Here is a 13,000-nt window from a genome sequence, read left to right as displayed (position 1 = left end):
ACAAGTCTAGAACACCGCTCGGACACCCTCGCCCGGTCTCAGTAGCGCCGGGCGGCGCGCGGATTGGCCACGAGTTCGGCCTCCGTGGAGCGGTGGATCTTGCGTTCCACGATGAACGAGAGGAACGGCACCACACCGCCCAGGGCCATCACGACCAGCTGCGCGAACGGCCAGCGCATGAGCGACCACACGCGCAGGCATGAGAGCAGGTAGATCACGTAGAACCAACCGTGGATGATCAGGATCCACGTGGAGATGTTCACGCCCCCGGCCAGGTTCTCGAGCTCGAGGTCCTGCCAACCCAGGGCCACGCTCTGCCCCGTGGCCTTGTCCGTGCCGCCCGCGATCAGGTCGTAGCCGAAGCCGTAGCGGGTGATCATCTCCGCGACGAGTAGCAGCAGGAAGGTACCCGAGATCCACGCGCACACCTTGTAGAAGGTCAGCGCGCCGCGGATCTGCGCCTCGGTCCCGCCGAAGCGCCGTCGTGGTTTCAGCGCGGCGGCCTTGGCGCGCACGCTGTCCGGGACGGTCGCGCGCTCGGGGCTGGCGTCCTCGGGCGCGGTGACCCGCACGCCGTCGGTGCGGCGCACCGGGCGGGGCTGGGAATCGGGCTGCGGCGTGTGATCACTCATGACTGGCTCCGTGGGATCGCGGGGTGGAACTCGTGGGCGGGGTGCGCGATTCCGTGCGCACCGCGGGTTGGTCGTCGAAGTAGTAGTAGCACTGGTCCTGGGCGTCCCAGTAGTAGTAGGACTGCTCGGCCTCGTCCCAGAAGTAGTCGCCGTCGAAGTAGAAGTACTTCTCGGGGTCCTGCCGGCGCAGGTAGTCGTCCCGCACGAAACGCCACCACATGAAGAACGCGAAGCCCGCGAACACGACCCACTCGATCGCGTAGAACAGGTTTAGTGCGTGCACGGAGGTGTCCGCGGGTTGCTGCTGGATCTGCAGGGGTTCCAGCCCCTCCCCCATGAGCCCGGCCGACACCGCGAGCGTACCCTCCCGGGTCACGGGCGCCGGTTCCGCCGCGGGGTCCTCCGCGAACGCGGCCACGTACCCCGAGTACAGGGGCGCGTCCCACAGATTGCTCAGCTGCGCTGACGCCACGGAAGCGACCTGCCCGGCCGGCGCGTTCTCGCTCGGTAGCGGGGAGTCCGTGGGCAGGAGTCTGCCGATCACCCGGATCTCGTCCGACGGCGCTCGCGGCACCCGGTCGGCGGAAGCGACCCAGCCCCGGGCCACCGCGATCGAGACGTCGTTATCGGCGGCGTCCCAGCGCTGTTGCGAATCGGGGATCGCGAGTTGGGTGACTACCCAGTACCCAGGGTTGCCGTCCTGCAACCGTCCCGGGACCAGCACCGTGGAATCGGGGACGTAGCGCCCGACCGCGGATACCATGTGATCGGCTTGCTGAGCGGTCGTGGCCTCCCCCGGGGAGACCACGTCTTCCAGGGTCGAGACCCGGTCCTTGGCGGGATCCACCACCGTGGAAGACTGCAGGGAAGCGTTCAACTGCCACATGCTCAACACCACGAACAGTGCCGCCACGATCAGCGCGACCGCCAGGAAAGCCAGGGAGCGGGGGCGCAGGGCGGTCTTGAGCACCCCTCAACCCTAGTGCTCCGGGCTGGACGTTTCCCAAATCAGCGGGGGTACGGGCAGCCCCGATCACGGGACGGCCACGGGTCACGGGTCCGTAACGGCCGCCGGTTTCCGGGCCGGAAGCGCGGGCGTACCCGCGGCCCGGCGCGGGGGGATCAGCTGCGGATCACCACGTCCGCGCGTTGGAACTCCTTGAGCTCGGAGTAGCCGGTGGTGGACATGGCCCGGCGCAGGGCACCGATCACGTTAGAGGAGCCGTCCACGTGGCGTGAGGGCCCGTTGAGCAGCTCGCCCAGAGGACCCACGGTCCCCACGTGGGTGCGCACACCGCGCGGTGAGTGCGGGTTGTGGGCCTCGGGACCCCACAGCCAGCCCTGACCCGGGGCCTCCTCCGCGCGGGCCAGCAGGGTCCCGAGCATCACGGCGTCGGCGCCCATGGCGATGGCCTTGACGATGTCACCCGAGGTGCCCAGACCGCCGTCGGCGATCACGTGGACGTACCGACCGCCCGACTCGTCGAGGTAGTCGCGGCGGGCCGCGGCGACGTCGGAGATGGCCGAGGCCATGGCCGCGTGGATGCCCAGGATGGATTCGGTGCGCAGGGACGCGCCGCCCCCGAAGCCCACGAGCACGCCCGCCGCACCCGTGCGCATGAGGTGCAGGGCCGGGGTGTAGCCCGCGGCGCCGCCCACGATCACGGGAACGTCCAGGTCATAGATGAACTTCTTGAGGTCCAGGGGCTCCTGGGTGCGCGAGACGTGCTCGGCGGAGACCGTGGTGCCGCGGATCACGAACAGGTCCACGCCCGCCTCGAGCACGGTGCGGTAGTGCTCCACGACGCGCTGCGGGGACAGGGAGCCGGAGACGATCACCCCGGACTCGCGGATCTCGGCCAACCGGGCCTTGATCAACTCGGGCTGGATCGGGGCGGAGTACAGCTCCTGCATCCGCCGCGTGGACTGCGGCAGGTTTTCAGAGCTGAGGTCCGCGATCTCGTCCAGGACGGGCTGCGGGTCCTCGTAGCGGGTCCACAGGCCCTCGAGGTCCAGCACACCCAGACCGCCGCAGCGGCCCAGGGCGATCACCGTGGCCGGGGACATCACGGAGTCCATGGGCGCACCCACCACGGGGATGTCGAAGTTGTAGGCGTCGATCTGCCACGAGGTGCTCACGTCCTGCGGGTCGCGCGTGCGTCGGGAGGGCACCAGGGCGATCTCGTCCAGGCTGAACGTGCGGCGTGCCCGCTTGGAGCGCCCTATTTCGATGTCGTAACTCACGAGGGATCCTTTCACCGCGCGGAGAGCGCGGGGGCTGGCGCGATCAGCGCTTGTAGTTGGGGGCTTCCACCGTCATGGTGATGTCGTGCGGGTGGGACTCCTTGAGCCCGGCCGGCGTGATCCGCACGAACCGCCCCTTGTGCTTGAGCTCCTCGATGCTGTGCGCGCCCACGTAGAACATGGTCTGGCGCAGCCCACCGTCCAACTGGTGCAGCACGGACGCGAGCGGCCCGCGATAGGGCACCTGGCCCTCGATGCCCTCGGGGATGAGCTTCTCGTCGTCGGCCACGTCCGCCTGGAAGTAGCGGTCCTTGGAGTAGGACGTGTTCTTGCCGCGCGACTGCATGGCCCCGAGCGAGCCCATACCGCGGTACGCCTTGAACTGCTTGCCGCCCACGAACACGAGTTCCCCGGGGGACTCGTCGCAACCGGCCAGCAGGGAGCCGAGCATCACGGAGTCCGCACCGGCCACGAGGGCCTTGCCGATGTCCCCGGAGAACTGCAGCCCGCCGTCGGCGATCAGTGGCACGCCCGCGGGGATGGTGACCTGGGCGGCCTCGTTGATCGCGGTGATCTGCGGGACGCCCACGCCCGCGATCACGCGGGTCGTGCAGATGGAACCCGGGCCCACACCCACCTTCACGGCGTCCGCGCCGGCATCCACGATCGCCTGGGCGCCCGCGCGGGTCGCGGCCTGCCCGCCGATGATGTCCACGTGGGCGGCGGCGGAGTCCTTCTTGAGCCGGGCGATCATGTCCAGCACGCCCTGGGAGTGACCGTTGGCGGTGTCGATGAACAGGGCGTCCACCCCGGCCTCCACGAGCGCCATGGCGCGCTCGTAGCCGTCGCCGAAGAAGCCCACGGCCGCGCCCACGCGCAGCCGGCCCTCGTCGTCCTTGGTGGCCAGCGGGTACTGCTCGGCCTTGGTGAAGTCCTTGACCGTGATCAGCCCGGTCAGCCGATCCTGGTCGTCCACGAGCGGCAGCTTCTCGATCTTGTGCTTCGCGAGCAGCGCGTGCGCCTCGTCCTTGCTCATCCCCACCTTGCCGGTGACCAGCGGCATGGGGGTCATCACGTCCCGCACGAGCCGAGTCTCGAAATCGCTCTCGGGCAGGTAGCGGGTGTCCCGGTTGGTGATGATCCCGAGCAGCTTCTGGGACTCGTCCACCACGGGCAGACCGGAGACCTTGTAGTAGCCGCACAACCGGTCCAGTTCCGCGAGCGTGGCTTCCGGGGATACCGTGACCGGGTTGGTGATCATCCCGGACTCGCTGCGCTTGACGCGGTCCACGTGATCCGCCTGGTCCTGGATGGACAGGTTGCGGTGGATCACGCCGATCCCGCCCTGGCGGGCCATGGAGATGGCCATGGCGGACTCGGTCACGGTGTCCATGGCTGCGGAGAGCACGGGGGCCTGCAGCGTGATCCGGCGCGACAGGCGCGTGGTCGTGGAGGCCTCCGACGGGATCACGTCCGTGTTGCCGGGCAGCAACAGCACGTCGTCGTAGGTCAGTCCGGTGAAGCCGAACGGGTCGTCCATGAGGGCCGTGGGCACGGGTTCAGACACGAATAATCCCTTTCACGCGAGAATGTCCCCACCAGTCTACGGCGCCCGCCGAGGGCTCACTCCGTGTCCACCCCCGGTGTGACCTGGACCGCGCGGACCAGGGTGTCGTGCAACAGCGGGGCCATGCTGCGCGTGTAGTCCCACGTGAGGTGGTGGGAGTCCAACCACACCGCCACGTTGCCGATCACCGGGACGCACTCGCCCCGCGGGCAGACCAGCGGCGTGGGGTCCACTCCCATGAACCCGGGGATGGTCTCGAGCGCCTCGGCGGGGTTGTGGTCCCCGAGCACGTCGTTGCTCGAGACCGAGCACAACGGGTCGTCGGAGCTGCGTTCCTGCGCGCACCGGGTCGGGTCGAAGTCCAGCCGGGGGTTGTCCCGGAACCCCACGACAGTGATGTCGTCGGCTGTGAGCTCCAGGACGATCTGTTCGAGACCGGTCACCACGTGCTCGTCCTCCCCGGACATGAGCTCGGACCGTGTGGACGTGGTGACCACCACGTCCGGTTGCATGGCCTTGAGGTACTCCAGGGCGGCCTCGTTGCCCTCACGGCACGCCGCGGACTGGCCCTCCACACCGAAGCCGCACCCCGGTTGCAGCACGGAGATCAACTGCCAGTTCTCCTCTTCCGCCACGGGGATCAGCGCGCCCATGTACTGCTCCATGTGGGAGTTGCCCACCACGGCCACGACCGTGTCCGGGTCCCGCACCTCCGGCGTCTGGCGGCAGAACCCCTGGGCCGTGGCGTTGAGGCTGCGGTAGAGCCCGCTGCACTCCTGCGGCAGTCCCACCCACTGGTCCCCCATGGACTGTGGCAGGACGGGGGCGTTCGGGTCCCCCGTGAACTCGAACGCTGGGTCGAGCACGCGCGCCCCCGGGTTGTTCCGTTCCGCCTGCGCCTCGAGTTGTGCCTCGCGGTGCCGGTCGATGGCGGCCCAACTCGCGGCGGTCGCGGTGACCAGCCCCACGCACACCACGATCACGAGGCCCATGCGCCATGTCCGGGCCTCGGGCCACGCCCACCGCTTCAACGGGGTCTCGATCCACCGGGTCAACAGCAGTGCCAGTACGACCGAGAGCACCACGAGTGCCACACCGGACCGGGGCCCCGCTTCGGGGCGCTCACGGAGCACCAGGTAGGTGATGAGCAGCGGCCAGTGGACGAGGTACAGCGCGTACGCGGCATCCCCCAGTCGCACGATGGGGCCCCGCGAGAGGAACCGGTCGAAACCGATCCGGGACCCAGACTGCCCCGCCACGATGATCGCCGCCGCCGAGAGCAACGGCCACAACGCGATCCATCCCGGGAACGCGCCCTGCACGTCCACGAGCACACCGACCGAGACCATGCTCACGAAACCGAGCCAGCCCAGCACCACGCGCAGCACGCGGCCTGGGTGCAGGTACGGGATCGCGAGCGCGATGAGCGACCCCAGCGCGAACTCCCACAGTCGGGCACGGGTGTCGAAGTACGCGAATTCCTGCTGGGTCGCCGTCGTCACCACCGAGAACGCGAGCGAGGCGGCGAAGACGAGACCGAAGCACACGGCCAGCACGGGGATGCTGTTACGCCCCGTGCGCCGTTTGACGAACCACGCGAGCGCGAAGATCAGCGGCCACACCAGGAAGACCTGGCCCTGGACGGACAGGGACCAGAAGTGTTGAAAGGGAGACGCGGTCGAGTGGTCCGCCGCATAGTAGTTGACCTCGTTCGCAGCCAGGGCCCAGTTCTCGAGGTACAGGATCGAGGCCACGCCCTGGGACCGGAACTCTGCGACGTCCGCGCGCGGGAACACGAGCCAGATGAGCGCCAGGGTGAACAGGATGATCACCGTGGCCAGGGGCAGCAGGCGTTTGAACGTGTGCAGCCAGTACCGACCCAGCCCCAACGGTCGGCCGCCCTCGATCCGCCGCACGAACGACAGCGTCATGAAGAACGCCGAGATCAGCAGGAAGATGTCCACACCACCGGACACCCGGCCCATGAACACGTGATAGACGACCACGAGCAGCACCGCGATCGCCCGCAACCCCTGCACCTCTGGGCGGAACCCCGAGTACCGCTGCACCCGTTGCGCGGAGGAGGATCCGGCAGCCCACCGGGGTCGCTGCCCCACCGGGAGCGGGGATGAACCGGCAACGGGATCCAAGGCTGGGGAAATGCGCATCTGGTCGGCCTAAACGCAGCGGGGCGCACCGATCACATCGCACCCGGTTCCGCCCCGACCCGTCTCCGTGGGTGGGCAGCGCGCACGGCCTGCGAGTTGAGCCACCCGGTCGCGCGGGGGCAGACGTCGAGCACCGTCGCCGGTCGCAGCACCACAGACGACCGGCGGCCCACCCCCCCGAAAGGGGCGGGCCGCCGGCCATTCAGCGATTGCCGGAAGGATCGGGAGGACTCAGTCCTCGTCGTCCTGCTTCTCCGCCACGAGGGTCTCCGTGGTGAGCACGAGCGCGGCGATGGACGCCGCGTTCTGCAGAGCGGAACGGGTGACCTTGACGGGGTCGATGATGCCCGCGGCGAGCAGGTCCTCGTACTCGTCCGTCAGGGCGTTGTAGCCGTTGCCGGGCTCGAGGTCCGCCACACGCGCCGCGACGACGTTGCCGTCCTGGCCCGCGTTCTCCGCGATCCAGCGCAGGGGCTGGGTCAGTGCGCGCCGCACGATGGTCACGGCCGTAGCCGCGTCCCCGGTCAGACCGAGGTCCGTGCCGTCGAGCGCCTTGGAAGCGTGGACCAGCGCGGAACCGCCGCCTGCCACGATGCCCTCCTCGAGGGCCGCGCGGGTCGAGGACACGGCGTCCTCGATGCGGTGCTTGCGTTCCTTCTGCTCGACCTCGGTCGCGGCACCGACCTTGATCACCGAGATGCCACCGGCCAGGCGCGCGAGGCGCTCCTGGAGCTTCTCACGGTCCCACTCGGAGTCCGTGCGGGCGATCTCCGCCTTGATCTCCGCCACGCGCTCGGCCACGGCCTCCGAGGAGCCCGCACCGTCCACGAGCGTGGTCTGGTTCTTGGTCACGGTGATCCGGCGGGCGTTGCCCAGCTGGGACACGTCCACGCCCTCGAGCGAGATGCCGAGCTCGGGGGTGATCACGGTCGCATCCGTGAGCACGGCCAGGTCCTGCATGATCGCCTTGCGGCGGTCACCGAAACCGGGGGCCTTCAGGGCCACGACGTCGAGCGTGCCGCGCAGCTTGTTGACCACCAGGGTGGACAGGGCCTCGCCCTCGACGTCCTCGGCGATGATGGTCAGCGGCTTCTTGGCCTGCAGCACCTTCTCGAGCACGGGCATGAGGTCCTGGACCGAGGAGATCTTGCCCTGGAACAGCAGCACGAAGGTGTCGTCCAGGACGGCTTCCTGGCGCTCCGGGTCCGTGACGAAGGACGGGGACAGGTAGCCCTTGTCGAACTGCATGCCCTCGGTGACGTCCAGCTCCACCTCGGTGGAGGAACCGTCCTCGATGGTGATCACACCGTCCGTGCCCACGGTCTCGAAGGCGCGGGCGATCAGTTCGCCGATCTCCATGGACTGCGCGGAGATCGCGGCCACGTGGGCCACGTCCTTGCCCTCCACGGGGCGGGCGTTGTCGAGCAGACGCTGGGCCACGGTGGCCACGGCCGCTTCCACGCCGCGCTTGATGTCGCCCGGGGCCGCTCCGGCGGCCACGTTGCGCAGACCCTCCTTGACGATGGCCTGCGCGAGGACGGTCGCCGTGGTGGTGCCGTCACCGGCGACGTCATTGGTCTTGGTGGCCACTTCCTTGGCCAGCTGGGCGCCGAGGTTCTCGTACGGATCCTCGAGCTCCACCTCACGGGCGATGGTCACGCCGTCGTTGGTGATGGTGGGTGCGCCCCACTTCTTGTCCAGTACCACGTTGCGCCCGCGGGGGCCCAGCGTGACCTTGACGGTGTCGGCCAGTCGGTTGACACCGGATTCGAGCGCTTTGCGAGCGGCGTCGTTGAACACCAACTGCTTGGGCATGTGTGCTCCTTACGAAACGAGAAGGGTGTGGAAATGACGGCGCGGTGCCCCCGTGGCCCGTTCTCGGGCGAACGTCCGGGCACCGCGCACGAAAGTCGTTGCGGGGATTACTTCTCGATCACGGCCAGCACGTCCCGCGCGGGGAGCACCAGGTACTCCTCGCCGTTGTACTTGACCTCGGTCCCGCCGTACTTGGAGAAGATGACCACGTCACCCTCCTTGACGTCCACGGGGATGCGGTTGCCCTTGTCATCCACGCGGCCCGGGCCCACGGCCAGGACGGTGCCTTCCTGCGGCTTCTCCTTGGCGGTGTCCGGGATGACCAGACCGGAAGCGGTGGTCTGTTCAGCGGCCAGCGGCTGAACCACGATGCGATCCTCGAGAGGCTTGATGGAGACCGACACGATCTCTCCCTTTCTTCTAGGCGTGTGAGACGGTGTGCGAACGCGCCGTGTCATGGGGTCCCATGACCGCGTCCGCCACAGGCCAGTTGGCGTGCCAACCGTCGTCGCGGTGCCGATTGAGCGCCTGGCCTTTAGCACCCTCACCATGAGAGTGCTAATCATCACTGTAGGGAGACGGGCCGCGCGCGGTCAAGGCGCGCCCGCCGCGCTCGTCTCTGGGCACAATCCGCGGGTACGACGCCGCCGTCCCCGCGGCCGCGTCAGTCGCGGCCGGCGAGCCGTCCGTGCCGCGTCAGTAGTAGACCGCGAGCCGTCCGTGGGGACCGTCGTGGCACGTGACCGGGGTGTCGAACACGCGCGTGAGGGTCTCGTCCGTCATGATCTGCTCGGGCGGGCCGAACTCCACCACGCGACCGTCCTTCACGGCGCAGATCCAGTCCGAGTAGTGGCTCGCGAAGTTGATGTCGTGCAGAACGATCAGCACGGTGCGTCCGAGCTCGTCCGCGACGCGGCGCAAGTGATGCATCATGTGCACCGAGTGGCGCATGTCCAGGTTGTTCAGGGGCTCGTCCAGCAGGAGGTACTCGGTGTCCTGGCACAGCACCATGGCCACGTAGGCGCGCTGGCGCTGACCGCCCGAGAGCTGGTCCAGGTAGCGGTTCTGCAGGGGTCCCAGGTCGAAGAAGTCGATCGACTCGGAGATGATCCGCTCGTCGTCCCGGGTGATCCGCCCACGCGTGTAGGGGAAGCGACCCAGCGCCACGAGCTGGCGCACGGTGAGCCGCGCGCTGAAGTGGTTCTCCTGGCGCAGCGTGGAGACCACCTTGGCGAGTTCACGCGGCGGCGTCCTGCTCACGTCGTGACCGCCGATCTCCACGGTGCCGGCCTCGGGACCCAGCAGGTGACCCATCATGGTCAACAGCGTGGACTTCCCCGCGCCGTTGGGCCCCACGAGCGCGGTCACGCCACCGGCGGGGATCTGCAGATCCACCGGCCCGATCGCCAAGTCCGTGCCGTACTCCTTGACCAGTCCGGTCAACTGGATCACAGTCTGCCCCTCCTCAGGATCACGAAGAGGAAGACACTGCCACCCACCAGCTCGATGATGATGGACACAGCGCCCTCCGCATAGAAGACGTTCTTCAGGACGAAATAGGCCCCGGACAGCACCGCGAAACCGATCAGCGCGGCCATGGGGAACACGTAGCGGTGGTCGTGGGTGTCCGCGAACTGGTACGCCAGGATCGCCACGAGGAACCCCAGGAACGTCATGGGCCCGATCAGGGACGTGGAGACCGCCATCAGAATGGACACCCAGAACAGGGTGAGCAGCAGCTCCCGGCGGTGGTCCATGCCCAGGTTCGTGGCCACGTCCCGCCCCATAGCCATGACATTGAGCGTGCGGGAGTGCACGTACAGGGCCACCGTGGCCACCACGCACAGCGGCACGGCCAGCGGGAAGTACCCGGGATCCGCGTTGGCCACCGAGCCGAACAAGCGGGCGCTGAGCACGTCGAACTCGCTCGGTGAGAGCAAGCGCTGCATGAAGGTGGACACCGCGCCGAGCCCGCCGCCCAGGACGATGCCGATCAGCAGCATCACCTGCACGTTGGCGTACTTGCCCGAGAGCAGCCAACTGTAGAGCCCCAGCGCGAACACGATCATGAGGCTCACCTGCAGGGCGTACTGCGGCAGCCCCTGCACCGCACTGACCCCCACCGCACCCAGGAAGTAGACCGCCGAGGTCTGGATGAGCACGTACAGGGACTCGAAACCCATGATCGACGGCGTGATGATCCGGTTGTTCGCGGCGGTCTGGAACGCGACCGTGGCCATGGCTTGGCTCACCGCCACGATCAGGATCACCACCACGCTCGTGGCCCGGGACTCGGCGATCCGCCAGAACCCCGGGGTGCCGAACGGCAGGGGGTTGTCCCACGTGAGGATGCCCGCGCAGAACACGAGTCCCGCCACGAGCAGGGACAGCGCGGTGATCCAGTAGCGGCGGCGGTGGGCCGGGGAGACGAAGGCCCCCGATCCAGTGCGCGCCCGGTCGTGGCGCAGCGCGGTCACCTCAGACATGGCGCCGGCTTCGCAGCAACAGGGCGATGAACACCGCAGCGCCCACGATGCCCAGGATCAGGGACACGGGGACCTCGAACGGCGCGATGATCGTGCGCCCGATCAGGTCACACACCGTGACCAGGCCGATCCCGAGCAGGCACACCCACGGCAGGTTGGAGCGCAGGTCGTCGCCCCGGAACAGGGACACCACGTTGGGCACGATCAACCCCAGGAACGGCAGATTGCCCACGACCACCGTGACCACGCCGGTGGCCGCGGCCACGAGTCCGGTGCCGATCAGGATGATCCGGTTGTAGTTCAATCCCACGTTGGTCGCGATGTCCTCGCCGAGTCCCGCCACGGTGAGCCGGTCCGCGGTGATGACCACGAGCACCGCCACGAGTGCCACGACCCAGAGGGTCTCGTACTGGCCGCGCAGCACGGACGTGAAACTGCCGGCGAACCACACGCCCAGGTTCTGCAACCGGTCCGTGACGAGCGCCAGGTAGGTGGAGATCGACCCCACCACGGCCCCGAGCATGATCCCCACGATCGGCACGATCAGGGAGGAACGCAGCGTAACCCGGCGCAGGAACGCGAAGAACACCATGGTCCCCACGAACGCGGCCACGATCGCGCCGATCATCCGCGCACTCAACCCGGCGTCCGGGGCCAGGATCATCATGAGCAACAACCCCAGCCCGGCCCACTCGGTGGTGCCCGTGGTCGTGGGTTCCACGAACCGGTTCTGGGTGAGCAACTGCATGACCAGCCCGGACATGGCCATCGCGGCACCGGCCAGGACCAGGGCCACCGTGCGGGGAATCCGGGTCAGACCCAGGAACTGTTCACCCTGGGCGTCCGAAAGGTCCGCCACCCCCGTGACCAGGGACAGCCAGAGCAGTCCCAGGACCACCAGCAGGGCGAGCCAGAACTTCCAGTCCCGGGCCACCCCCGTGCGGGTCGGACGTTGTGCAGTGGAGACCATCACGTGTGCTTCCTGGATCATGCCGAAGCCCCGCGGGAGGCTCCCGCGGGGCGTCGGTGGTCGTGCGGGGTGGGAGGGATCAGTTGCTCCGGCCTCCCAGTTTCTCCGCGATGTCGTCGAGGATCTCGGTGTAGGTCTGGATCCCCTCGTTCGTGTAGGTGTCCGCGGGCAGGTAGACCACGTTGCCGTTCTTCACCGCGGGGACGTCCTTGAGGGCCTCGGACTTCTCGATCACCTCGGACGCCGGGCTGGCACCCTCGGAGGTCTTCACGCCCGCGTCACGGTCCAGCACGATGAGCAGTTCCGGGCGGGACTGGGCGATGGCCTCCACGGAGATGTCGTCCCCCTGGTGGTTGTCGGAGCCCTCGACCTTCAGCGCAGGCTGCAGCCCCACCATGTCGAACAGCGGGCCGATCGTGCGTCCCTTGCTCGGTGCCACGTACCCGATGTCACCACCGGAGACGATCACGCCCATCGTGGACTGGCCGTCGTAGGCGTCCTTGGCGCGCTGGGCGGCCTGGTCGAGCCCGTCGGTGAGTCGGCGGGCTTCCTCCTGCTTGCCGAAGACCTCGCCCAGGGCCGTGGTCTGGCGCTTGAGTTCCTCGTCCAGCGGCTGATCGTCGCGCGGATCCAGTTCCAGCATGGCGGCGTCCGGGACGAGCTTTTTGATGTCGTCGTAGTACTGCGTGAAGCGCTGCCCGTTGATCACGAGGTCCGGGTCCACCCCGGCGATCGCCTCGAGATTCGGTTCGCGGTGCGAACCCAGGTCCACCACGGCGTCGTCGTTCGCATAGGAGATGCCGTTCGGGATCAGCTGCTTGGGGGCGGCCTTGAGCTGTACGCCCCAGTCCGCGAGCGTCTCGAACACCCGGTTGTCGGTGGCCACCACGGACTGCGGCGGTGCGGGAACGGTCTGCTCGCCCTTGTTGTCCGTGACGGTCACGGTGGCCGAGGACGCCTGGGTGTCGGAGGCGTCCTGGGCGTTGGCACCGCACCCCACGAGGGCCAGTGCCGCCACGGCACTCAGCGCCACACCGGGGATCAATCGGTTCATGGACATGGATCTTCTCGCAATCTCGCGGGGTCGTCTGTTACGGGCGGCCAGCCACTAGGTGAGC

Annotated in this window: 11 protein-coding genes; all 11 read right to left on the bottom strand. The window is 68.3% G+C overall.

The features are described 5' to 3' along the window. Nucleotides 1-38: 38 nt before the first annotated feature. On the bottom strand, nt 39-632 hold the full coding sequence (locus tag Q9R22_RS04295) for a DUF3817 domain-containing protein (protein WP_035965872.1): 594 nt from the start codon (nt 630-632) through the stop codon (nt 39-41). Further along, entirely contained in the window at nt 625-1,602 is a 978-nt protein-coding gene (locus Q9R22_RS04290; RefSeq protein ID WP_131332498.1) for an SURF1 family protein, read from the bottom strand. The genes Q9R22_RS04295 and Q9R22_RS04290 overlap by 8 nt, the downstream gene beginning before the upstream one ends. A 152-nt stretch (nt 1,603-1,754) precedes the next feature. After that, a complete protein-coding gene (locus Q9R22_RS04285; RefSeq protein WP_131332497.1) occupies nt 1,755-2,876 on the bottom strand; it encodes a GuaB3 family IMP dehydrogenase-related protein in 1,122 nt (373 codons plus the stop codon). A gap of 43 nt (nt 2,877-2,919) precedes the next feature. After that, the gene (guaB, locus tag Q9R22_RS04280; RefSeq protein WP_131333877.1) at nt 2,920-4,416 is read right to left on the bottom strand and encodes an IMP dehydrogenase; all 1,497 of its coding nucleotides are present in this window, start codon (nt 4,414-4,416) and stop codon (nt 2,920-2,922) included. A gap of 83 nt (nt 4,417-4,499) precedes the next feature. Continuing rightward, on the bottom strand, nt 4,500-6,611 hold the full coding sequence (locus tag Q9R22_RS04275; protein WP_131332496.1) for an acyltransferase family protein: 2,112 nt from the start codon (nt 6,609-6,611) through the stop codon (nt 4,500-4,502). A 231-nt stretch (nt 6,612-6,842) separates the two neighbouring features. After that, the gene (groL, locus tag Q9R22_RS04270; RefSeq protein WP_064847323.1) at nt 6,843-8,426 is read right to left on the bottom strand and encodes a chaperonin GroEL; all 1,584 of its coding nucleotides are present in this window, start codon (nt 8,424-8,426) and stop codon (nt 6,843-6,845) included. Between the two features lie 107 nt (nt 8,427-8,533). Continuing rightward, nucleotides 8,534-8,830, bottom strand: coding sequence for a co-chaperone GroES (gene groES, locus Q9R22_RS04265; protein ID WP_035959438.1), 297 nt, complete (start codon nt 8,828-8,830; stop codon nt 8,534-8,536). Between the two features lie 292 nt (nt 8,831-9,122). Next, a complete protein-coding gene (locus Q9R22_RS04260; RefSeq protein WP_131332495.1) occupies nt 9,123-9,878 on the bottom strand; it encodes an ABC transporter ATP-binding protein in 756 nt (251 codons plus the stop codon). Then, a complete protein-coding gene (locus tag Q9R22_RS04255) occupies nt 9,875-10,912 on the bottom strand; it encodes an iron chelate uptake ABC transporter family permease subunit (RefSeq protein WP_131332494.1) in 1,038 nt (345 codons plus the stop codon). Before Q9R22_RS04255 ends, Q9R22_RS04260 begins: the two co-directional genes overlap by 4 nt. Continuing rightward, on the bottom strand, nt 10,905-11,882 hold the full coding sequence (locus Q9R22_RS04250) for an ABC transporter permease (RefSeq protein ID WP_085106481.1): 978 nt from the start codon (nt 11,880-11,882) through the stop codon (nt 10,905-10,907). Before Q9R22_RS04250 ends, Q9R22_RS04255 begins: the two co-directional genes overlap by 8 nt. A 79-nt stretch (nt 11,883-11,961) precedes the next feature. Further along, nucleotides 11,962-12,942, bottom strand: a complete 981-nt coding sequence (locus Q9R22_RS04245; RefSeq protein ID WP_131332493.1) for a siderophore ABC transporter substrate-binding protein — start codon at nt 12,940-12,942, stop codon at nt 11,962-11,964. Between the last annotated feature and the right edge of the window lie 58 nt (nt 12,943-13,000).

The organism is Kocuria sp. PD6 (assembly GCF_031844145.1).
Lineage (GTDB): Bacteria > Actinomycetota > Actinomycetes > Actinomycetales > Micrococcaceae > Kocuria > Kocuria marina.
The sequence above is the reverse complement of the archived record's forward strand: the minus strand, read 5'-3'. Positions and strand labels throughout refer to the sequence as shown.